Below are 23,528 nucleotides of genomic sequence, written 5' to 3' on the forward strand. Positions count from 1 at the left end.
TGGATGAGCAGTACCTAGGGTCTGCTGAAAAAGTTTTTTCAGCAAACCCTAATTAATACCAATCATCCATCGACCGGAAAATTGAGGCATCGGGGAACACAGTTGGATTACCACTAGCAGCGATTTTTTGCCGTAATTCTCGCAATTGTTGATTGCCGATGAGAAAATCACTTTCTACTAATTGATAGGGCAGTACATTATTATCTAAAGCATACACTGCCGTGATGCCAGCAGCTACCCCAGAGGACCACTCGAAGGAATGGACACGATAGGCAGCCGCAGCAATATGACTAAGGGCGATACTTTTGCCCGCTATCAGTAAATTATCGATTTTTTGGGGAATTATAGCCCTTAAAGGAATCTCAAAAGGATAAGCTTGGCCCTGTCCCCGTCTTTCTCCTGCTTTTTCTGTATTACCCGGTTTTTCGGGGGGATGTTCTGTCATGCAGGGATGAAAATCAATCGCATAGTGACCGATACCGACGGAATCGGGGTAAATAGTCGATCGCTTGCGTTTAACGGCCTGATCGGGGGATAATGTGCCATCAAGTACGGAAAATCCCTCTAATCCTGCCAAGGTGGCAATTAAGCGCCGATATTCTGCCGGAGAAAGATTTTGACGATAGAAATCGCTTTGAAAATTTTGTCGGGAAATATCGATTTCTGTGACGGTAAAACCAGCGGGGTAAGTCAGGGAAGGACGACCGATAATCCGTCTTGCTTCCCGAATATAGGGATATTTTGACAAACCGTGGGCAGTTCCCATGGGAGAATCAAAACCGGAGAGATAACGGTTATTCAAATGGGGAACTTTTACCCCGTCCCCTAACTGGGAATCGGTGGTCCCTTCTACTAACCAATAATAGTAGGAAATGGCGTGTTCTTCGCCCCTCGCGAGGGTTTCGGTGCGTAATCCTCCCATCCATCCCCCCGGAGATAACTGTCCTAACTTTTGCAACTGTTCACGGGTGTAGATAAAGTTATCCTTCGCAGTCCCCGGACGGTAATCATTTCCCCAGGTCCAATTCTGCATGGAAATATCCCCCGGGACGGGTTCGGTAAAAGTAATTCCCCCAAAGGTTTTCTCTTTACCCAGTTGCGGACTCCAAATACGACGATAGGTGAAAACTAGGTCAAAATCGGCTAATCGCGGCAATTCATAGCTAAAATAGGGGGCATAGCGTTCATAATAAACGGGTTTCTCGTGGGTTTGTGGTTTTTCTGTTTCCTCCATGGCGAAGGTATAGGTAAAGCCTTGGGTACAGTAGGGGTCTCCAGTGACGCTAGAGGAAGAAGGTTCGAGATAACTGCGCTTATCGACACCTAAACGGTAGGGAATATCTGATAATCCGATTATTTCCCCGGTTTCGGTCGCTTCAATCACATACCAATCTGCTAATTGATTCGGTTGGGAGGATTTGGGGACAAAACGGAGGATTTTCTTATCAAAACGGGGAGAATTTTCGTAGCGATAGATATCCTCCATTTTTTGCGATAAAAACTCGGTATTTAGGGGAGGAGTACCTTTTGCGGGACTATGTTGAATAGCAATTACACCGGTAATCTGTTGACCAGTACCGCGATTGGGTAAAGTTTCAATATTTAATTCTTTGACTACCGTGGAGGGAAACCATTTCAGAGTTCCTTTGCCTTTTTTGGCAGCGTCTTCTAACTGTTGAAATAATAATTTATGTCCATCAAAAGGCAAAAAACAAGACCCGCTTACCCAACATTCTCCGGGGTTGCGTTTCCCGTAATGCTTTCTAATTCTTTCCCTAAATTCTAGATAACCTTTCGGGAAAAATAATTTTTCTCTTTGTGTCCGTCTTTCATCTAATGCGGAGGTTCCCTGAGAAGATATCTGTCCCCCCACCCAGTCGGTAATCTCGGTTAAACAGACGGTTTTTCCTAATAATAAAGCTTCGTAGGCCGCACCGGCACCGGCTAAACCACCACCCACCACCAGAATATCACAGCCGACGGTTTTATCCAGTTCTCGCGGGGGGGCAGCTAGGGTAAGGGGAGTGAAAGCTTGTAGGAGAAATAATCCCAGAGAGAGGGATTTGAGGGGAGTAAAGTGATGATTGAAAATTTTAGGGGACATTATTGACAAATATCAATGTTGTGACTGAGAGTTTCCTCTTTCTTTGAAGAAGAAGCCAGAGCATCTGTTCCTGAAATCCTGATTGTTTTTTTGGACAATATTGAGAACTTTGTAGCTTGATGCTGGCTTTTGAGAGATTATACATCGCCAAGCTGACAATCGATCGCTTTTCCGGAAATGTTTTGACACAATAGAGATATCCTGATTCTGTCTCATTCCCTTTGTTATTCCCTGTCATCCTTGCTAAGTTAAATTCAAAACAAACCCGGGTAACACATCTTCCCCGGATAAAATAGCAGGTAAATTAATAATTTCCCCATCGCTATTTAGTCGGTAGATTTCCACCTGCTGCTGTTGAGGATTAATCAACCAACCTAAACGTAAACCACTGGCTAAATATTCACTCATCTTGTCGCGTAAAGAGGTTAAAGAATCGGTACGAGAACGTAATTCAATCACAAAATCGGGACACAAAGGCGGGAACTTTTCTCGCTCTTCTGCGCTCAAAGCTTCCCATCTCTCCCGTTTTATCCAAGCAACATCAGGAGAACGATATCCTCCATTTGGTAAACGAAAAATTGTCGAAGAACTAAACACCTCACCAATTTGAGTTTGCTCGTTCCATACCCCAACTTTAACAATCAAATTAGCTTCTTGTTTACCAGTATTTCCACCCACGGGAGGCATAATTAATAATTCTCCTTTTTGATTACGTTCTAAATTCCATGTTTGATTAGCCTGACAGAGATGATAAAATTGTTCATCAGTCAAATTAACTGTCTCTAGATTTAACACTACAGTTTCCATAATCGCTTCTCCTTCTTGCTGCTTTATACAAGATAACTCATCGCATTTATCTTAAGAGTGAGGTACAAAGTCTCTGGTTTTAGGGAACGCCAGAACTGCTGTATCAGTTATCAGTTCAGAGAAAAATATGTGTAATTAATTCTGTCTGGGTACTCAATCCTTCCTAAGTTAAATTCAAAACAAACCCGGGTAAGACATCTTCCCCGGATAAAATAGCAGGTAAATTAATAATTTCCCCATCGCTATTTAGTCGGTAGATTTCCACCTGCTGCTGTTGAGGATTAATCAACCAACCCAAACGTAAACCACTGGCTAAATATTCGCGCATCTTGTCGCGTAAAGAGGTTAAGGAATCGGTACGAGAACGTAATTCAATCACAAAATCAGGACACAAAGGTGGGAACTTTTCTCGCTCTTCTGCGCTCAAAGCTTCCCATCTCTCCCGTTTTATCCAAGCAACATCAGGAGAACGATATCCTCCATTTGGTAAACGAAAAATTGTCGAAGAACTAAAGACTTTACCGGAATTACTTTGACGATTCCAAATCGTTACATCAGCAATTAAATCAGCTTCTCGATTACCACTATTTCCACCCACGGGAGGCATAATTAATAATTCTCCTTTTTGATTACGTTCTAAATTCCATGTTTGATTAGCCTGACAGAGATGATAAAATTGTTCATCGGTCAGATTAACTGTCTCTAGATTTAACACTACAGTTTCCATCGCTTCTCCTTTTTGCTACTTTATATCATTGATTCATATCAACCTATTTACCTAATTGACTCTCTAAAAATTCTGGCCAATTGGGATTAGTAGTATCTAGGGAAATTAGATAGGGTTGTTCTTTTTCATTAAAAGGTTCTGTTTTCTCAATTTGGGCATTTAAAACCTCGATAGTAGCGTCAGAAATATCGCCTTTTCTAGCGGCAATCCGTTGTTTTAAAACTTCTATAGGTGCGCGACAATGGACAATATGAAAAGGAATCTGTAAATTTTGGGCATAGGTTAATAAGGGTTCTCGCCAAGCATATTTATCGTAGCGTGCATCGAGAATAACCGGATAACCTAAAGCTATTAAAATTTCGGCTAATTCCGCCAGTCGAGCGAAGGTTTTTTGACTCATTTCGAGACTATATATGTCTAGACTTCCTGTTTGATTTAAGTCAATTCCAGCCAAATGTTTGCGAACTGCATCGGAACGAATCTGAATAGCATTAAGATTTTTAGCAATTACTTTTCCTATGGTACTCTTACCCGAGCCAGAAAATCCCGACATCAGAATTAATCTCGGTTTCTGCGGTTGTGTGTACTGCCAAGCTAATTGATAATAATCCTGTGCATTGGCTTTAATTTTCTCAGAAAAAGTGTCACCATCAAGCAAAAAACTATTGACTTTTGCCCTCACATACGCTTGTCTAGTCAGGTAGAGAGGCAAGACTTTTAAACCCTCCCAGTCGGCGGTTTGTTCTAAATAAGTATTGACAAATAAATTAGCGAAATCTTCTCTCCCCCTAGCGGTTAAATCCATGGCTGTAAAAGCAAGATCATACATGACATCAACGAAGCGAAAAGATTCATTAAATTCTATGCGATCAAATAATTGTATTTCTCCCTGCCACTGACAGATATTATTTAAATGTAAGTCGCCGTGACATTCGCGAATCATCCCTTTTATTTGTCTTTCCTCTAACCAATCTCCGTGTTCTGCGAAGAATTTATCTGTATAAGCTTTCGTTTCATCGTATTGTTTTTGGGTTTGGACAAAATTAATATATTTCTCGGTTTGTTGGTAGTTTTCATCAAAAGCTTGTTTAATAACTTCTAAATTGCCAAATTGAGTAATATAGGAATTAGTCACAGCTTGTCGATGAAATCCTGCCACTTTTTCAGCCAAAGATTTTATAGCTTTTTCCGTTAGTTCTCCCCGTTCAAAAACTTTACTCAGTAAACATTCTTGGGGAAACTGATTCATTTTTAAAATGTATTCGATCGCTTTCCCTTCTCCATTTAAACTTATGCTACCCCGTTCCTCATTAATTGACAAAACTTCCAGATAGATATTCGCAGCAACTCTTTGATTTAACTCTAGTTCCTGTTCTAGATAATACTTTCTCTTTTCTAAAGTGGAGAAATCTAAAAAATGATAATTAACTGGTTTCTTGACTTTATAGGCATAATCTCCTGTCAAGAAGATAATTGAAGCATGGGTTTGGATAATTTCAACGGGAATTTTGACAGAATGAGGATAAAAGTCGGGATTTTTTAATTCTTCGATTAATCGGTTGCTATCCATAGGGAGAACTCCTGTCGGTTGCCTCTCATTTTTGTAAATTTACTAGGTTGGGATTTTTAAAGGGAAACTCTCGGCTAGAATTGGCTGTTATTTCCGATTTTATCACTTAATCTTTGACTCTTGGGGGATTCTACCCCCCAAACCCTCCGTTGGGGAGTGGGAAGTGGGAAGTGGGGAGAAGGGAGCGGGTTTTTCAAGTTTGATTGGCAGTTAATCGTACCACTAAAAACCGATTTGCTATCAGATGTCCGTGGAGGAACTGTCTCCCCCAAACGCTGGAAAGCATTAGCGGGAGCAAGTGGGATGCTTACAGGGGTTTGTTTATACATTTGTACCAGTTTAAGGATGACTGTTAACGAAGGCAGGGGGCAGGGGGCAGGGGGCAGGAGGCAGGAGGCCGTTTTTGTAACGGGGATTTATGCCCCGCTCCCAAAACTTTTCGCCTTAAAAGGCGAGGTTTTAGACCCGATTTTTTCGATAATTGCTGATTGTCGGTAAGCTGTTGACTATCTAAATTACTCGTTAAGACCCCCTAGAAGCGGGGTCAGCTTTAAGCCAAGGAATTAGGGGTACAGTTAGTTTTAGATAATTTTGATGCTGGCTATTCCTTCTTAAGTTATATTGATAAATATCCCCTCGACAGCTTGAAGAGCGAACCTTTATCCCATCTTTACCATCAAAAACCGAGCATTTAGCCATGTTATCGACTATAATCGGCCTAGTACAGAATTTGAAGAAGTACAAGGATTTTGGTTGACTCAGGCCTTGAAACCAGAAGATGTGACTCAATTCTTGTTAAGTAACTGTTCCGAATCACACCCAACACTTGATTGAGAAAATAAATTAAGTCAAAGACGAATAAGCCATGACTTTTTGAGGGAGCATATTAACTTATATTTTGTCGAGGTATCGAAAAAATGATTAATGGTTCATCCAATTCCCGTTATCTCCTCATTGTGGAAGATCCTCAAGGGAGAAGAACAATTACCCTAGAAGACATGAAATATTCTCTCGGCCGTAAGTCCGATAATCAAATTGTTCTTCGCTCCAAATACGCGTCTCGCTATCATGCGACTTTAATTAAAAAGAGTATTGATCGCCAAAATTTTTCCTATTGGATTCTTGATGGTGATTTAGAGGGAAATAAAAGTCATAATGGTATTTATGTCAATGGGTCTAAATGCTTGGTTCATGAATTAAAAGATGGTGATTTAATTAACTTTGGCTGTGATATAAACGCCAGTTTTCATTTAATAGCCAGTCAAGAAAAAATAGAGCAAGCACCGGTTAAAAGTTCAGGACAGCTACGAGTGGATCTGACGGAAAATGAAGCAAATTATAGCCGGGATAACCTCCACACAAAAAGTACCCTAATTCTCCATCATTCCCCATCCCAGACCATTAGTTTTGATCACAGGACTCAAGAGGAATCTTTCCTAGATCCTCTCACGAATTTGCCTAACCGTTCTATCTTTAATGAATATCTGTCAAATGCTATTAATAATGCCCAGAAAAGTAATCAAATGCTCGGTCTGTTATTAGTGGATGTAGAGCGGCTAAGAAATGTCAACAATCGACTAGGTTATCGACTGGGAGATAAGCTATTAAAAATCGTCAGTGAACGGTTAAGAAAAAATTTGAGATCGGGGGATATAGTCGCTCGTTGGGGAGGGGACGAATTTATTATCCTGCTGCCACAAATTAATAAGGCTAATGATCTGGAAAAAGTTAGTCAAAGAATTATTGAAACCCTAGAAAATAATTACGAAATCGAAAATCACTCCCTAGCCGTGCGATTCAATTTAGGTTCAGTTATCTGTCCCCCCGTCGGCACAGACAGAAAAATAATTTTACAGAAACTGGAGGAAAATTTAGTAGCGGTCAAGAATAATATCAATAATAACTCCAAGATAGAGTCAGTTAATGTTCACCCTAAAAATACTCGTAGTTCTAAAGTTGAATATTTTCTCTATCAGGCAATCAGAAATAATGAATTAGCTCTTTACTATCAACCGCAAGTTAATATGACTCAGTGGCAAGTGGAAGGGTTAGAGGTATTATTGCGCTGGTTACACCCTCAATTCGGATTAATCGCTCCTAATCGTTTCTTACCCTTAATCCAAGAAAGCGAGTTAATCCTTGAGCTTAATCGTTGGGTGCTGAAAAATGCCTGTCAACAAGCACAAATATGGCAGCAGCGAGGATTATTATACACTCCCATCTCGATCAATCTGTCCCCGCACCAATTGCGGGATCCGCAGTTGCTCACCATCCTCAAAGAAGTCTTGACTGAAAGCAAAATCGGGCCTTTCTTTCTGGAGATGGAAATAACCGAGACAAGTTTACTAGAAAATAGCCGCGAAACCGGTCGAATTCTTGGGGATTTGCAGGAATTGGGTATTAGTATCACCCTTGATGATTTTGGCAGCGGTTACGCGTCGATCGCCTATCTCGGTCAATTTTCCGTGAAAAAACTGAAAATAGAGCAATCTTTAACGAAAAACCTGAGTAATAATCCCCAAGATACCCGTTTTATCTCGTCATTGCTGGCGATAGCGAAAAGTTTTAACTTAATAGTGATCGCCAAGGGAGTAGAAACCCAACAACAATTAGAAATCCTGCAAGAATTAGGTTGCGAGAGAATGCAAGGCAATCGCATCAGTGGCCCTCTAGCAGTGGAGGAAATGACTAAATTTCTCCACACCCACCGCAGTCTGTCAGTAATCAGTGATCAGTGATCAGTTACCAGTTATCAGCTCTGGGTTTTTAGTAAGGAGGAGTAAATAGGGTTTGCGGCAAAAAGCTTTTCCTAGGGGCAGGGTGTGGGGTGTGGGGTGTGGGGTGTGGGGTTTTACCCATTTTCAGGTGGTCAATTACCTAATTTTCAGGGAAAAATTACCTGAATTTTCCCCCCAATCACTCCAATGGTCGGCACTTTTTGAGGTCAAAAAAGTCTAAAAGCCTTATCCAAAAAGGTTTTTAGATTTATTCAGCAAGCCCTAAATAGCATTAAGTACCTAAGCAAAATTAATTACACATATCTAACCACCTCTTGCCTCTTGCCTCTTGCCTATCTTCACTAGGAAATTAATTTTGCACGACTACTTAACAGTGCTGTCCTTTCACTGATCACTGTTTACTGATAACTGATTACTGATAACTGATTTTGGTCACTGATTCCGGTATGATCTGAACAGAATATCTAGTATCAAATACCTACTCATTCTAGCGTGAGGCTCTTGCCGAACCTGTCAGCAGCAGCAATTTGTGGCGGCGGGGTGCTGCTGGATCCAGAGTCTGGTTTAATTACTACTATGGGTTAACAATTAGTCGTGTATTTAGAGGGAAACTATGGCCAATAAGCCAGAGCGCGTGGTTCTAATCGGTGTAGCTGGGGACTCCGGTTGTGGGAAGTCTACTTTTTTACGTCGTTTGACGGATTTATTCGGGGCCGAGTTTATGACAGTGATCTGTTTAGATGACTACCATTGCCTCGATCGCAAACAGAGAAAAGAGGTGGGTGTCACCGCACTCAATCCGAAAGCGAATAACTTTGACCTGATGTACGAGCAGATTAAAGCTCTCAAGGAAGGTCAAGCCATTAATAAACCTATTTATAATCATGAAACGGGGATGATCGATCCCCCCGAAATCATCGAACCGAATAAGGTAATCGTGATCGAGGGACTGCACCCCTTATATGATGAACGAGTCCGGTCCCTATTAGATTTCAGCGTTTATCTCGATATTAGCGATGAAGTCAAAGTTAACTGGAAAATTCAACGGGATATGGCCGAGCGCGGTCACACCTATGATGATGTGATGGCGGCTATTAATTCTAGAAAACCGGATTTCAGTGCCTATATCGATCCCCAGAGACAGTACGCTGACGTGGTGATTCAGGTGCTGCCCACCCAATTACTTGAAGATCACGAAAGTAAGTTACTACGGGTCCGTTTAATCCAGAAAGAAGGGGTGGAAAACTTTGAACCCGCTTATCTGTTTGATGAAGGTTCCACCATCGATTGGCGGCCCTGCGGTCGTAAATTGACCTGCGCTTATCCCGGCATTAAACTCTACTATGGTCCAGATGGCTTCTTGGGGAATGAAGTGTCGATTCTGGAACTAGATGGTCAATTCGATAACCTCGAAGAAATGATCTACATCGAAAGCCATTTGAGCAAAACCGGCACTAAATACTACGGTGAAATGACCGAATTACTGCTCAAACACAAGGATTATCCCGGCTCTACCAATGGTACGGGTTTATTCCAAGTGTTAGTCGGTCTCAAAATGCGTGAAACCTACGAAAAACTAATGGCCGCTGAAGCAAAAGTGGCAGCGTCAGTCTAGTTTCTAGTTTTCACCGAACCGGCATCCTACCTGGGTAGGATGCCGGTTTTTTTTAACCCACTAATCCCGATCGCAGGGCCAGCACTGCCGCTTGAGTCCGATCATCCACAGAGAGTTTATTTAAGATATTGCGGACATGGGTTTTCACCGTGCCGATGGTGATATAGAGTCGCTTGGCAATCTGGGCGTTACTAAAACCCGCAACAATCAGATCGAGAATTTCTAGCTCTCGTGCCGTTAGGGGGGCATTTTCCAGCAATTGGTGATATTCTCGGTCAACGCCTTGAATTATCACTGTTTTGGTCTCGGCAGCCGCACCCACGGGAACATTTTGGCGCACTTGTTGCAGAACCACATCTGCGATCGCAGGATCCACCCAGGGATTGCCTTCCTGGGTGGAATAAATCGCCTCGACTAATTTATCGACGCTAATATCCTTCATACAGTAGGAATCAGCCCCAGCACTAAAAGCCGCTAAAACCAGTTCTGGGGTTTTGTGCATGGTTAGCATGAGGATTTTCGTGGCCAGGGGGTCTTCGCCCCGATTTTGTTGGAACCGTCGCACTAACTCGATCCCATCGATCATGGGTAAACCTATATCGATGATCGCCACATCGGGTTTAGTCTCCTCTAGCAGTTTCAGTCCCTGTAATCCACTGATCGCTTCCCCTACCACTTGGATACCTTCCCGATGCTGGAGAGCCACCACTAAGCCCATGCGGGTTAAATCGTGATCTTCTACAACGATAACCCGGACTTTATCCATATTTTTTGACCAGTTTCGCCGAAGTAAGTGATGATTTGATAATTTTGGCTTTTCGATTATTAGAGCCGCTCCTTAACATTGACTTCACTCCCTTCCTCCTTCTCTGAATTCCGCTTTCTTATCTTCATTCGGCAATCCCCTTTTTCCGGTTGATTTTATTGATACTTACTAAAAGCAGAGATGGCAAATATACTTAGCCTCCCCTAAAATATACTCAAATCTACCCAAATTACCCAGAATTTTCTGCTTTAATTATTTATTTATAATATCATACAAATCTCGATTATGCAAGGATTTGGCTTTTCTGGTTTCTGTGTGGAAACGAGGCCTATACTGATAGTTGATTTATTCACCAAAATAGCCCTGAAAGTCTTTCCCAGTAAACATTTCAGAATTTGATCGGCAAAAATTATTACACAAAGTCGAGAAGAGCCAAGATAATTTTAAGAAGAATACATCTTTGAGCTGCTTGGATTTTCATAGAATAGAACCAAACTCTGGTTCAATTAATTTTTTAGTCTATTGGGACTTAGGCATTTTCGGTCTCGGTCAAAAAAAGGATACATTTGAAGACTAATTAAGTGGGTGGGTGGAATTAAATATAAGATGAACGTAGGTTGGGTTGAAGCATGAAACCCAACGTCCGCATGGGTTACGCTACCGCTAACCCATCCTACAAATAATTGTGCCTCCCTACTTATTAGGGTTTGCTGAAAAAGTAGGGACGCGATCGCCGCAAGATGCAAGGTTTTCGAGCCACTAGCTTTAAAAGCTTGCAGAGCCTTCGCCAAAAAAGCCACCACAACGCTTACCCCGTCTATATTTCACATTTATTCAGCCAACCCTAATTAGGATTATTAACTAAATAATAGTGTTTAACTATAGATAAAAGTAAATCTTAATCATGGTTTTTCTTGATTGTATTGTTGTACACCATTTTGGTTTATTTGTCAATAGTGATCTTACCCATTTTTTCCTTGGCCGTCACCTCCAATGGGATTGAGGCGGAATTTTTCCCCACTGTGCCAATCCAGATAAAAATGGTGTCAGTGGGGAAAAAGCTCACCCCCTAGGAGTCCTGTAAAAAAATTAATTCAGCCGGTGTTACCGCTCCTTTTTCCGTAATGATAGCGGTGATTAAAGCGGCGGGAGTAACATCGAAAGCGGGGTTATAAAAGTTAACATCTCTAGGGCAAAGGGTAGTTGTCCCCACCTGATAAATTTCGGCACGATCGCGCTGTTCGATCGGTATCCCCGTACCATCCTTAAGGGAAAAATCCACCGTCGATAGGGGGGCAGCCACATAAAAAGGCAGATGATGAGCTTTTGCCAGCACCGCAAGGGAATAGGTGCCGATTTTGTTGGCCGTGTCCCCATTGGCCGCAATGCGATCGGCCCCAACGATCACCGCATCGATCAGTTTTTGCTGCATACAGTGGGCCGCCATGCTATCGGTGATCACGGTGACGGGAATTCCCTCCCGCAGACATTCCCAGGCGGTTAATTTTGCCCCTTGCAGCCGCGGCCGGGTTTCGTCTGCATACACTTGTATTAATCTCCCTGCTGTCCAAGCGGAACGAATTACCCCTAAAGCAGTACCATAACCGGCCGTGGCTAGGGAACCAGTATTACAGTGGGTTAAAATTGTCAGTTTTTCCGGTTGCTCCGGCAGCGCCAATAAACCATGGTGACCGATCGCCCGACAGGTTTCCACGTCTTCTTTTTGGATATTTTGGGCAGTTTCAAGGAGATTTTTGGTAATTACTGCCACTTCTGGGCCACTTTCCCTGGCCACTTTTAACATTCGCTCGATCGCCCAGAATAAATTCACCGCCGTCGGCCGGGTTTGGGCTAATCGATCGGCTATTCTAGTTAAATCAGCCAGAAATTCCTCTTTCTGGTCGGTGGTAATTTCCTGCGCTCCTAAAACCATACCGTATGCAGCCGCCACCCCGATCGCCGGAGCGCCGCGGACAATCATCGTTTCGATCGCCCGGGCCATGGCTTCACTGCTGGTGATTTCAACTTCCCCATACTCCATGGGTAAACGGGTTTGATCGATCAGCCAAACTTTGTTATCTTGCCAACGCACGGGATAGATCGAGTTACTCTCGCAAGCGGTTGTGGTCATAAACATTTTTAGATTGAGAATTAGCTAAATTTACCACTATAGCAGCGGCCTTTCTCCACGGCTGATCAGCAGTAAAAACTATTTTGTGTTTTTTTGTAAAAAGTAATTTTAAATACAGAAACTTTTTTTAGAATGTATAGATAAGTGACTAGGAAAAATTTAAGAATACTTTCTCACCTAGCCCGACCTTTTATACTAACCGATTAAGAGGATAATTACCGTGAAAACAGCAAAATATCCCGAAAAAATTGCCGCTCTCTGGACAACATTCCTCTTGGGAACCCTATTTCACACCCAACTGGGTTTAATGCCGCTCTTCCATGGTCAATCGATCGTCGAGAGTCATCAAACCAGCAATCTCGATCCGATTTTCTGGGGAATGTTGCTCTTTTTTTTGCTGCCAATGTTAGCGATTATCGGGGTCAATTTTAGCGAAAGTCGCTCCTTGAGAAAGACCCATTTCTGGCTGACAATTCTCTATTCTGTCTTGAATTTAGCCCATCTGATCGCCGATCTTCTGGTCAGACCGATCGCCTGGTATCAAATCGCTCTCATGGCAATTTTATTGATCATCGGACTGATTTTAAATCTAGTTTCCTATCAATGGCTGCGGTTAGCGATCGCCCATCCGCACCATCTCTCCGAAAGTCATTAGTAGTGCCAAGATCAAAAGGTAGCCAGTTGACTAACTGATTCAGACAAGAGGAGGCCTTTTGATCTCAAGTTGGTGCTTATTAAGGCAAAAGCAAGCTTAAACCGTAGCTAAAGCAATTTTTTTGAAAATATAGCTTAAAAAATCCAATTAATCCCTATTATTCCCCAGATCAGCCCATAAATTGCCCCTATTTCCTGGCCGCCGCTGCGACCACATCTCACCAAATATGGAGCTTTTTAGCTATGATGGTTCAGAAGCAAGCCAATAAAGGGAACTTTTGGGGCTGGTTATTCATCGGAAAACTCCTGATCGGAGGAGTTAAGCAGACGATATAGTTCAGATTAATGGCAAATATTGGTTAATAGTAATAACGAGGTAATTATTTTGATGAAATCTCTCATTCGTTGGACAGCAACTCTTGGTTTAGTAGGAACGACAATGTTGACTTCGCTGCTGGGCAGCTATTCTAAAGCACTCGCTTTACCGGAAGAACAAATCGTCAAAACCTTGCAGTCTGTACCTGTCTTCGCTATTGCCGACGATCAAGGAGTTCCCCTAATTGCCGTAGGAGAAAAAGAACAGAAATTCACGGGGGTTTTTATCAGTCGGCAGGACGCACAAAACTTTTTTGAACGACTGAAAAAAGAGAATCCTGAAGTGGCTAGTAAAGTTAAAGTTCAGCCTGTTTCTTTGGCACAGGTCTATAAAATGCAAACCAGTCAAACCGATCAAAATCGTTTAATTATCGATTTTGTTCCCAAAGAGTCGGAAGTAGAATCAGCGAAAAAACTGCTCAGTGAAAGAGGTCAACAATATCAAGGTGGTGTACCTTTGTTTGTGCCGAAAGCAGGAAAAGAGAGTAATTTTCTGGTGATCAGTCGCAATAATCAGGATTTGATTCCTTTCTTCTTTGAAAAGGCCGCCGCTTTGCAAATGGTAGAACAATATAAAAAAGCTAATCCCGCAGAAGCGACCACGGTGAAAATTGATGTTATTCCCTTAGAAAATGTCATCGCCACCCTACAACAAAGCAACGATGAAGCTTTAACTAAAATTCTCCTCTATCCTAGCCAAGAAACGATTGATTTTATTCGGGCAAATAGCAACCAAAATGCTCCCAAACAACCGCCAGCAAAGCCCTAATCATAATACCAATAATCCCCCCGCCCCCAATCGTTAAGTCTTGTGTCTGCTAGTATTTCCGGTCAAGAATTAAGTCAATGGCGCCAACAGGCGATCGCCGATTTAGAGCAAGCGCAACTATCTCCGAAAGAAGTGGATATCTTTCTGCAAGCAGTGACAGATATAGATACTCTTTCCCTGCGCTTACAATCCTTTCGCGAACGAGAAAAAATCCCTTTGAGTTATTCTTGGTCGGAAATTACTAAACGCTGGCAAAAACGCCTGCAATCAAGGGTTCCCTTACAGTATTTGCTCGAATCGGTGGTCTGGCGTAATTTTACCCTCAAAGTCTCCCCAGAAGTCTTAATTCCTCGTCCCGAAACCGAGTTATTAATCGATATTGTTGGAGAAACCGTCAGAGGAGAAGACGGGGGAATCTGGGTAGATCTGGGAACCGGTAGCGGTGCGATCGCTATTGGTTTAGCCAGTATCTTGACAAAAGCAGAAATATATGCTATTGATTACAGTCAAACGGCTTTAGCGATCGCCAAAGAAAATATCATCAATACCGGTTTTGCCGAGAGAATTATCTTAAAACAGGGTTCTTGGTGGACACCCCTAGAGAAGTGGCAAGGACAGATTAGCGGTATGCTGTCCAATCCTCCCTATATTCCCAGTGCAGAAATCCTTGACTTACAAATTGAAGTGCGGGAACATGAACCCCGTTTGGCCCTCGATGGAGGTGAAGACGGATTGACCGCGCTGCGCTATCTAGTGGCCACTGCTCCCGATTATCTGCGATCGGGAGGCCTTTGGCTAGTGGAAATGAGAGCCGGTCAAGGGGAAAAAGTAGCGCAAATGCTGGAAAATCAGGGCAATTATCGACAAATTCAGATTATTAACGACCTAGCAGGTTTCGATCGCTTTGTTTTGGCCGAGCGAATTTAGCGCAATGCAGCCGCTTCGCAGTCCCGCAGCCAGAGACGCACCGCTTGGCCGATGGTGCCTTGGCTGGTTTCTAGGGGAGGTAAGGGGACTTGAGCGGGTTCAAGGGCAGCTAATTGACTGTAAACCGTCACTAATCGCCATCCTTCCCCAGTTTTAGTTAAAAATAACCAGTGATAATTCTGGAGAGTGACAAAGCGATTTTTGCTATACTGACGCTCTAAAGTCGTAAAAAAAACCTGTTGAGTGTCATCGGCAATTTGACCAGAATATTGACTGGCAGTTAAAGGTAGGGGTGTAAATTCGGGACGACCGGCAATAATCACAAAAACCGGTGTAGATAATTCTTGATCGATTTGGGAGCGGGTAATAACTCGATTAGCATAACTGGGTAAATCTGACAAGAGGCGATCGACTAAAAGATTTAAATCCTCCGGACAGCTAGAAAGAGGACGACTAACTGCTGGCAAGTTAATCCCGAAAATAACCAGTAATACCCCTAAATATCGGCTAATTCGTGACAAATTTTTGCCCATGCTACCTTTGGCTCCTCGGCACCGGTGATCGGTCGTCCAATTACTAGATAATCAGCCCCAGCTTTAAGCGCTTGGGCCGGAGTCATCACCCGACTTTGATCCCCTTTCGTTGACCAGGAGGGACGAACTCCGGGGCAAACTAAGAGAAAATCCTCTCCACAGACGCGACGCAATTGCGCCACTTCCTGGGGAGAACAAACCGCCCCATCAATTCCCGATTCTTTGGCCAATAATGCCAGATTTAACCCATATTCCGATAGTTCTAGGGGAATTTTGAGGTCGAGGGCTAATTCGCGGGCGTTAAGGCTGGTTAAAACGGTGATAGCGAGAAGTTTTGGCGGCGATAGCAGGTCAGAGATTGCCCCCTTAGCCGCCGTCAGTGCTTGCCGTCCGGCCGTAGCGTGCAGGGTGAGTAAATCCACTTGATAGCGACTAGCTGAACGACAGGCCCCGGCGATTGTATTGGGAATATCATGAAATTTTAGATCGAGAAAGCTCTTTTTTTGTCTTTCTTGCAGAATCCCTAGAATTTCTGCACCGCTACTGACAAATAATTCTAGTCCCACTTTCCAAAAATTGACTTCCGGCAACAGATCAAGCAGTGCGATCGCTGATTCTAAATCCGGCACATCGAGAGGAACAATAATTCGGTCTGAGTTGGTCATATTGGGGTGATAAATCAGAGAAAAATCCAATCGGCAAAAGTGGCAGCCTGTCCGCAGTAAATGCCATCACGATCGATGATATTCCAAACGATCGCTTTTTCGATGCGAAATAGTTGACCGTTTTTCGTGATCCTTACCCCGTGATAATCGTTGATATAGCCCTGTTTTTTGACTAAATCTAGCATTTTTTGGCGTTCTTTGGCGATTTCCTCCCCCTCTACCGTCGCTCGCGAAGGAGTTGTTAATAATTCTGGCCAAGTTAAACCCCAGAGATCGAGGGCGCAGCGATTACCATAATTGAAGATCGGATTAGTTTGTGTACCGTGGGAAACTAGCACAAAAGGGGCATAAAAGAGCATTTTACTCTGTTCTTTGCCAGTACCGATCCGGGGTAAAAGCGATCGCCCGATTAATCGTTCATAATTATCCAGCAGCAATTCCGTCCAAGCTATAATAGCTAAATCTTCCCAAATTTCCATAAAATTATCTTGAAAAACCGGTTTAAGTAGGGAGGCACAATTATTTGTAGGATGGGTTAGCGGTAGCGTAAACTATGCGGGTGTTGGGTTTCATGCTTCAACCCAACCTACGTTCTAAATCTTGCCAAATTTCCATAAAATTATCTTGAAAAACCGGTTTAATCTGGCCGTTGCCAATATTTATAGGCCGCGTAGGCTAAAGTAATCACTCCCGTGAGAATTGCCGACTCATCCACTAAAAATTCCGGATGGTGAAGGGGGGGATTGAGGAGGTGAGGAGAACCCACTCCCAGACGGAACATTGTCCCCGGGGCCTGTTGCAAATAAAGGGAAAAATCCTCGGCCCCCATGGAGGGTTCCGAGAGAATTAAAACCCGATCCTGTCCCCAAGCTTCTAAACCAGCTTCTTCGACTAACCGGGTTAAAAATTGGTCATTTTGTACCGATGGCACGCCCCGGCGATAATTTACTTGACATTTAGCGTTATATGTGCTACAGACATTCGTGACCAAACTCTCGATCCATTCCGGGAGATGGGCGTGGGTTTCTGGGTGCAGCGATCGCACGGTTCCCGCCATGCGTACCTGATCGGCGATGACATTGGGGGCGCGACCACCGCTAATCTGCCCGATGGTGAGGACAATGGGACGCAAAGGGTTTTGAGTCCGACTAATTGCCTGTTGTAAAGTGGTGATTACTTGCGAAGCGATCCAGATAGCATCGATCGCCTCGTGGGGCCGGGCCCCGTGGCCGGATTCCCCTTGAATAAAAATCTCCAGATCGTCGGCAGCTGCAGTTAAGGCCCCGTAACGAACTCCGATCGATCGGGCCGGAATCGAGGGGAAAACGTGCAGCCCCAAAACGGCGCTGACATCCCGCATCACCCCCTCCCGGATCATCCAATTGGCCCCCTGGGCGATTTCCTCTGCTGGTTGAAAGAGAAAGCGTATTTTTCCCCCCAAAGGTTCCGAGAGACGGGAAAGCACCATCGCCACCCCTAAACCGACGGTAGCATGAACATCGTGACCGCAGGCGTGCATAATCCCCGGTTTGCGGGAAGCAAAGTCTAAATCGGTTCTTTCTTGGATCGGTAGGGCATCCATATCGGCGCGGATGGCTAAAATCCTTCGATCACTGCCTTTTCCCGCCAATTCTCCCTTAACTCCCGTTTTTCCCACCGCTTCCTGCACCGATAGACCACAGGAAGACAAAACCCCGGCAATATAGGCGGCCGTTTGATATTCTTGCCCACTTAACTCTGGATTCGCGTGAATGTGGCGGCGAATCTCCACTAATCGGGGTGCGAGACTCTCGGCTATGTTTTTAATCTCGGAGAGCATGAAACCAGTTTTACAGTATCTTTAGAGTTAATCATAGAGCATTTTTTACCTGAAAATTCGACTTGGCTGATTTTAAGTCTGCATTGTCTTCTCGGCATTCTTTCAACCCTGGACTAAGCTAATTTGTCAATAGGATGCAGGAGTTACTATTCATCTCTTGATTCGGTAACGCCTCTTGAGAGAATATTCCAGCTATGATAGGAAACATTGTCTAGTTAGGAAAAAACATGGTTCAGTCTTCCGAAAAAATTGAAGTTAAGTACGGGGAAAGAGAAATTGCCGAAGGAACATTAATTACTTTCCCCAATCCACGCCCTGGCAGAAATTACGATATTCAGATCACTCTGCCGGAATATACCTGTAAGTGTCCCTTTTCCGGTTATCCCGATTTTGCCACTATTTATCTTAGCTACGTTCCCGATCAAAAGGTGATGGAATTAAAGGCGATTAAACTTTATATTAATAGTTATCGCGATCGTTATATTTCCCACGAAGAAGCAATTAACCAAATTTTAGATGATTTGGTGGCCGCTTGCGAACCCTTGCAGATGAAAGTTAAGGGGGATTTTCATCCCAGAGGTAACGTACATACCGTGGTGGAGGTGATGTATAAAAAAGAATAGCATAATTGTCTAGTTTGGGGATGGGAGCAACCCCATCCCTTGCTGTTCTAGTTTTTGTTGTTCAAGTTTTTTGCTGTTGGAAGGTGTTCTGCGCTCTGCTTTCTGTTGTTCGTGTCTCTATGGTTGCTCCTTAACCCTTGGCACAACCCGAAAGAATTGTAAAAGTTAGTGTCATTAAAAAAAGCTGGGATTATCATTAAAGTAGTCCGAATCGTGATCCTGATTTTATGTCCCAGAAAAATGAAATTCTTCCGCTGCTGTTGACGGTTATGGTGACATCGACACTTTTAGGAGGAATTGCTTGGTGGTTGCTCAACAAAACCTTTCCCAATCTCAATGATCGATCTAATTCTTCTTCCTCCTCGAATAATCAAATTTCCGAAACGTTAGCTGCGGTTAAAAATGTCCCGGAAGGATTATTTAACTACGGGGGAAGTACCACTTGGGCCCCGATTCGCAAGGAAGTGGACTTTATTATCCAGCAAGTCTGGCCGAAATTTCGCCTCGTCTATACCGATCCCACTGCGGGAACCCCCGGCACCGGCAGCGGTATTCGGATGTTAATCGAGAATCAATTGGCTTTTTCCCAAGCATCTCGATCGCTCAAAGATGAGGAAATACAACGCGCTCAACAACGGGGATTGACCTTAAAAGAGGTTCCCGTGGCTATCGATGGAATTGCGATCGCAGTTCATCCCGATTTACCGGTTTCCGGTCTAACAATTACCCAGTTAAAAGATATTTATACAGGAAAAATTCGCAATTGGCGGCAAGTGGGCGGGCCTAATTTAGCCATTATTCCCTATTCCCGACGCAAGGAAGATGGGGGAACCGTGGAATTTTTTATCGATCAGGTTTTAGAAAAAGCCGATTTTGGAAATAATACTCAGTACGTTTATAGTACAACTCCCGCTCTCAGAAAAGTTTCCCAAAATTTAGGAGGAATTTACTATGCTTCTGCACCGGAAGTAGTTCCCCAGTGTGGAATTAAAACTTTACCCCTCGGTAAAAGCGAAAATAAGTTAGTTGCCCCCTATCAAGAACCTTCGATCCCGTCTTCCCAATGTCCCCAGAAGCGTAATCAACTGAATGAATTAGCTTTTCAAAAGGGAGAATACCCGATCACCCGTCGTCTTTTTGTTATTATCAAACAAAATGGTCAATTAGACGAACAAGCGGGGGAAGCTTACGCTGATTTATTATTAACCGATCAAGGACAGGAATTAATTGAAAAAGCTGGTTTTGTTCCCTTGAGATAATTTAATCCAACTTCTACAAATCTAGGTTAAAGTGAATTTGAGCAATTTTCATCTGAGTGTGCGCTTGATTGGGCGCATCTAGAGGACTGCTACTCCCAGTTTTGTCCAGATTTTCGGCTATCCCGTCGCAATCATCCCTCAGTGCGAAAGATTTTTACCGAACAAGCAGGGCATCGATGACGGTGGGATTTACACCTTCTGTCGCTACTATCCCACCTACGTCCAGCTTGCAGTAGTAGCCAACAACCCCGACGAGCAAGCCATTTGCGCCCAATACCTGCGCCATAATCGCGTCAGATACTTTGCTTTGATCTAAAATTGAGTCAGCAATATCTAATTTGGAGTCTCAGGCAATGGAACCAATTTCTCTAATTCTCGCTGCGTTGGCTGCTGGTGCGGTTGCTGCTGCTAAGGATACGGCAGGAACAGCGGTTAAGGATGCTTATGAGGGTTTAAAAGCGTTGATTAAGAAGAAATTTGCAGAAAAAGGGAAAACAGATGATAGTGATATCGTCGATAAACATGAGAAAAAACCAGATTCAGAGGGGGTAAAAACACTGCTCAAAGAAGAGTTACTTGAAGCAAAAATTGATAGAGATGCAGAGGTTATTAAGACAGCAGAAGCATTACTCAAGCAATTAAAACCTGAAGAATTTGCCGCAGGTAAGTGTAATATTAATGTTGGTGGTGATATTAAGGGAATGGTGGTAGATGGTACTTTTAAGGGAATTGCAGGAGAAATTAGTGGTGGAGATATTAGTCAGAACATTAATTAGTTGAGGATTATTTAGGAGGGAAATTTATGTCAATTACTGTTGAGGTAGAACTTAAAGATTTTCTAATTCAAATCAATCAAAAGTTAGACAATCTTCAAAAAGATGTTACTGATATTAAGATTGAACTTAGTGAAGTTAAAGGTGAAATTAAGCGTCTGGAGGGAAAAATTGATGGTGTCGAGAAGCGTCTGGAGGAAAAAATTGATGGTGTCGAGAAGCGTCTGGAGGAAAAAATCGATGGTATTGAGAAGCGTCTAGAGGGAAAAATTGATGGTAGTGAGAAGCGTCTAGAGGGAAAAATTGATGGCGTGGAAAAGCGCTTAGAGAATCAAGAGTTTGTCAGTCGAGGGATTTTAGTCGCTTTAATTGTAACGATTTTAGGCGGTTTGGCTAAATTGTTTGGTTTAGTAGGAAGTCCTTAAAGAGTGCTAATTCTAAAACTGCAATTTAAAGTTAACTTGAAAAGAATAATTTTGGGGTAGCAAAAATGACTGATAAAAGTTATTATTCAGAAATAGGTGGTGATGTTAAAGGTCTTATTGGTGATGGTGAATTTAAGGGAATTGCAGGTGATATTAGTGGCGGTGTAATCAATCAATATATTATCACCCAAAAGTCAGGAGTTGAGATTCAGTCTCAACCTTTAATTACGGGTTCACCTTATTTGGGTTTAAGGAAGTTTGAGGTAGATGATAAGGATAGGTTTTTTGGGCGAGATAATTGGATTATTGAGTTAACCGATTATTTAAAGCAAAAGAATGTTTTATTGCTTTTAGGTGCGTCAGGAAGCGGTAAATCTTCTCTCGTGCAAGCGGGTTTAATTCCTAAGTTAAAGGATGATTTTGGCGCAAATAAATTGGTTAATTTAACTTTTGTTCCTGATGTTAATCCCTTTGAGTCTTTTTATGGTTGTCTTTTGGCAAATAGATATAAACAATACCAAGCAAAATTAGCACAATCTGTTCAGGAAGATACTTTAATTAAGGTGGTTGAAGGATTAAAAAATAATTCTGATTTATGGTTTATTTTTATTGACCAATTTGAGGAGTTATTTACTCGTACACCGAAGACGGAAAGAGATATTTTCATTAAAAGTTTGATTAAATTAATTGAAAAGAATGATAGTTTAGTTAAAATTGTGATGACGATGAGGGCGGATTTTTTAGATAAATTAAGTCCTTATCCCAGTTTAGGAAAAATCCATGATCAGTATAGCAAGATGTTAACGGATATGGATGAAAGTGAGTTAAGATTAGCTATTGCTGAACCGGCGGCGAGAAATGGGGTAATCTTTGAAAAGGGATTAATTAATCAAATTATTGCCGATTTTTATGAACAGGCTGGCTCTTTACCTCTGTTACAATATACGTTAGATTTATTGTGGGAAAAAGATCATATTCAAAATCGGGTTTTAAATAATAAGATTTATCAAGAGATTGGTGGGGTAACGGGTGCGCTAGAAAAACAAGCGGATAAAATTTATAGTCAATTTAATGAACAGCAACGGAAAGCAGCAGAGGAAATTTTTCTAGAGTTAATTAGTTTAGAAGGGAAAGAAGCGGTTAGCAGAAGGGCGGATAAATCGAGTTTTGAACAGGAGGAAATGCAAAGGGAGGTTCTCTATCAATTGATAGATAATCGTCTTTTGGTGAGTAAGGGAGAAGACGGGAAAGCAACGGTTGAGGTGGCACATGAGGCGTTATTACGTTCTTGGAAAGTGTTACAGAATTTAATTCGAGAAAAAGAGGAGATAATTGTTCTCAGAAGTCGTTTATATGCTGATGCTAAACAGTGGGATGATTTACAGAAGCAAGATGCAGTAAAAGCGAGTAGTGAGCTTTGGGGAGGTTCTAAGTTAGCTAAAATTGTTGAATTTCAAAAGAATAATTCTCTGCCTAATTTAGAGGCTTTGGCGATTGAGTTTATTAAGGCGAGTATTAGTCAAGCTGAACGACAAAAAAATGAAAAAATTAGAACAGCGCGAAGGATTGCGGCGGGTTCTTTAGTGGCGGTGGTGGTTAGTAGTAGTTTGGGTTTGATGGCTTGGAATAAGACAAAAGAAGCCGAATATAATCAAGCTGAGTCTCTTGGTAGATATTCCTTATCTCTATTGAATGAACATAAAAACTTGGAGGCTTTCGTTGAAGCGATTAAAGCGGGAAAAATTCTACAAAAGCAGCAGGCATACAACAAAAATGTGACAAATGCCTTACAGGAACTTCTCAACCGGAAAAGTGAACGCAATCGCTTAGAAGGGCATAAGGACTTTGTCACAAGCGTTAATTTTAGTCCCGACGGCAAGACTTTGGTGAGCGGTAGTAATGACAACACTATCAAACTCTGGAATGTAGAAACAGGCCAAGAAATCCGCACCCTCAAGGGGCATGATGGCTATGTCTATAGCGTTAATTTTAGTCCCGATGGCAAGACTTTGGTGAGCGGTAGTTGGGACAACACCATCAAACTCTGGAATGTAGAAACAGGCGAAGAAATCCGCACCCTCAAGGGGCATGATAGCGCTGTCAGAAGCGTTAATTTTAGTCCCGATGGCAAGACTTTGGTGAGCGGTAGTTGGAACACCATCAAACTCTGGAATGTAGAAACAGGCGAAGAAATCCGCACCCTCAAGGGGCATGATAACTGGGTCAATAGCGTTAATTTTAGTCCCGA

At 42.7% G+C, this 23,528-nt stretch carries 19 protein-coding genes and 1 pseudogene; 10 read left to right on the top strand and 10 right to left on the bottom strand.

Going from position 1 to position 23,528, the window contains the following annotated elements:
- Positions 1-52: 52 nt before the first annotated feature.
- The 4 genes from H6G48_RS20460 to H6G48_RS20475 form a co-directional block, all read right to left on the bottom strand.
- Complete coding sequence (locus H6G48_RS20460; protein ID WP_190723014.1) at positions 53-2,104, bottom strand: FAD-dependent oxidoreductase; 2,052 nt, start codon at positions 2,102-2,104, stop codon at positions 53-55.
- Between the two features lie 243 nt (positions 2,105-2,347).
- On the bottom strand, positions 2,348-2,911 hold the full coding sequence (locus H6G48_RS20465; RefSeq protein ID WP_190723015.1) for a Uma2 family endonuclease: 564 nt from the start codon (positions 2,909-2,911) through the stop codon (positions 2,348-2,350).
- A 163-nt stretch (positions 2,912-3,074) separates the two neighbouring features.
- On the bottom strand, positions 3,075-3,638 hold the full coding sequence (locus tag H6G48_RS20470; RefSeq protein WP_061431783.1) for a Uma2 family endonuclease: 564 nt from the start codon (positions 3,636-3,638) through the stop codon (positions 3,075-3,077).
- Positions 3,639-3,681: 43 nt separating this feature from the next.
- The gene (locus H6G48_RS20475) at positions 3,682-5,208 is read right to left on the bottom strand and encodes a bifunctional aminoglycoside phosphotransferase/ATP-binding protein (RefSeq protein WP_190723016.1); all 1,527 of its coding nucleotides are present in this window, start codon (positions 5,206-5,208) and stop codon (positions 3,682-3,684) included.
- Between the two features lie 917 nt (positions 5,209-6,125).
- Here H6G48_RS20475 and H6G48_RS20480 point away from each other — a divergent pair.
- Positions 6,126-7,946 (top strand): EAL domain-containing protein, encoded by a 1,821-nt coding sequence (locus tag H6G48_RS20480; RefSeq protein ID WP_190723017.1) that lies wholly within the window; start codon positions 6,126-6,128, stop codon positions 7,944-7,946.
- Between the two features lie 613 nt (positions 7,947-8,559).
- A complete protein-coding gene (locus tag H6G48_RS20485) occupies positions 8,560-9,561 on the top strand; it encodes a phosphoribulokinase (RefSeq protein WP_079210290.1) in 1,002 nt (333 codons plus the stop codon).
- Positions 9,562-9,613: 52 nt separating this feature from the next.
- On the opposite strand, the gene H6G48_RS20490 is transcribed toward H6G48_RS20485, so the two are convergent.
- Positions 9,614-10,327: a response regulator gene (locus H6G48_RS20490; protein WP_190723018.1), complete on the bottom strand. Its 714-nt coding sequence runs from the start codon at positions 10,325-10,327 to the stop codon at positions 9,614-9,616.
- Positions 10,328-11,396: 1,069 nt separating this feature from the next.
- Positions 11,397-12,458: an S-methyl-5-thioribose-1-phosphate isomerase gene (gene mtnA, locus H6G48_RS20495; RefSeq protein ID WP_190723019.1), complete on the bottom strand. Its 1,062-nt coding sequence runs from the start codon at positions 12,456-12,458 to the stop codon at positions 11,397-11,399.
- Between the two features lie 220 nt (positions 12,459-12,678).
- On the opposite strand from mtnA, the gene H6G48_RS20500 reads away from it, so the two are divergent.
- The 3 genes and pseudogenes from H6G48_RS20500 (at position 12,679) to prmC (ending at position 15,183) form a co-directional block, all read left to right on the top strand.
- Entirely contained in the window at positions 12,679-13,113 is a 435-nt protein-coding gene (locus H6G48_RS20500) for a hypothetical protein (protein WP_045362781.1), read from the top strand.
- Between the two features lie 387 nt (positions 13,114-13,500).
- Positions 13,501-14,293, top strand: a pseudogene (locus H6G48_RS20505) (Tic22 family protein).
- 5 nt (positions 14,294-14,298) lie between these two features.
- Positions 14,299-15,183, top strand: a complete 885-nt coding sequence (gene prmC, locus H6G48_RS20510) for a peptide chain release factor N(5)-glutamine methyltransferase (protein ID WP_061431789.1) — start codon at positions 14,299-14,301, stop codon at positions 15,181-15,183.
- Here prmC and H6G48_RS20515 read toward each other — a convergent pair.
- The 4 genes from H6G48_RS20515 to H6G48_RS20530 all read right to left on the bottom strand — a co-directional run bounded on the left by H6G48_RS20515 (position 15,180) and on the right by H6G48_RS20530 (position 18,200).
- Positions 15,180-15,716, bottom strand: a complete 537-nt coding sequence (locus H6G48_RS20515; protein ID WP_061431790.1) for a hypothetical protein — start codon at positions 15,714-15,716, stop codon at positions 15,180-15,182. The two genes, prmC and H6G48_RS20515, sit on opposite strands and share 4 nt — an antisense overlap.
- Positions 15,680-16,381, bottom strand: a complete 702-nt coding sequence (gene pyrF, locus H6G48_RS20520) for an orotidine-5'-phosphate decarboxylase (protein WP_190723020.1) — start codon at positions 16,379-16,381, stop codon at positions 15,680-15,682. The genes H6G48_RS20515 and pyrF overlap by 37 nt, the downstream gene beginning before the upstream one ends.
- A gap of 14 nt (positions 16,382-16,395) precedes the next feature.
- Positions 16,396-16,860, bottom strand: coding sequence for an MEKHLA domain-containing protein (locus H6G48_RS20525; RefSeq protein ID WP_190723021.1), 465 nt, complete (start codon positions 16,858-16,860; stop codon positions 16,396-16,398).
- 158 nt (positions 16,861-17,018) lie between these two features.
- A complete protein-coding gene (locus H6G48_RS20530; RefSeq protein WP_190723022.1) occupies positions 17,019-18,200 on the bottom strand; it encodes a M20 family metallopeptidase in 1,182 nt (393 codons plus the stop codon).
- A gap of 227 nt (positions 18,201-18,427) precedes the next feature.
- Here H6G48_RS20530 and queF point away from each other — a divergent pair, with 227 nt between their 5' ends.
- The 5 genes from queF to H6G48_RS20555 all read left to right on the top strand — a co-directional run.
- Complete coding sequence (gene queF / locus H6G48_RS20535; protein WP_002740916.1) at positions 18,428-18,823, top strand: preQ(1) synthase; 396 nt, start codon at positions 18,428-18,430, stop codon at positions 18,821-18,823.
- A gap of 227 nt (positions 18,824-19,050) precedes the next feature.
- On the top strand, positions 19,051-20,082 hold the full coding sequence (locus H6G48_RS20540) for a PstS family phosphate ABC transporter substrate-binding protein (RefSeq protein ID WP_190723023.1): 1,032 nt from the start codon (positions 19,051-19,053) through the stop codon (positions 20,080-20,082).
- Positions 20,083-20,435: 353 nt separating this feature from the next.
- On the top strand, positions 20,436-20,858 hold the full coding sequence (locus H6G48_RS20545) for a hypothetical protein (RefSeq protein WP_190723024.1): 423 nt from the start codon (positions 20,436-20,438) through the stop codon (positions 20,856-20,858).
- A gap of 26 nt (positions 20,859-20,884) precedes the next feature.
- The gene (locus tag H6G48_RS20550; protein ID WP_072923704.1) at positions 20,885-21,280 is read left to right on the top strand and encodes a DUF4164 family protein; all 396 of its coding nucleotides are present in this window, start codon (positions 20,885-20,887) and stop codon (positions 21,278-21,280) included.
- Positions 21,281-21,345: 65 nt separating this feature from the next.
- A partial coding sequence (locus tag H6G48_RS20555) for an NACHT and WD repeat domain-containing protein (RefSeq protein ID WP_190723025.1) occupies positions 21,346-23,528 on the top strand: 2,183 nt, incomplete at its 3' end.

The organism is Microcystis flos-aquae FACHB-1344 (genome assembly GCF_014698375.1).
GTDB classification, from domain to species: domain Bacteria; phylum Cyanobacteriota; class Cyanobacteriia; order Cyanobacteriales; family Microcystaceae; genus Microcystis; species Microcystis aeruginosa.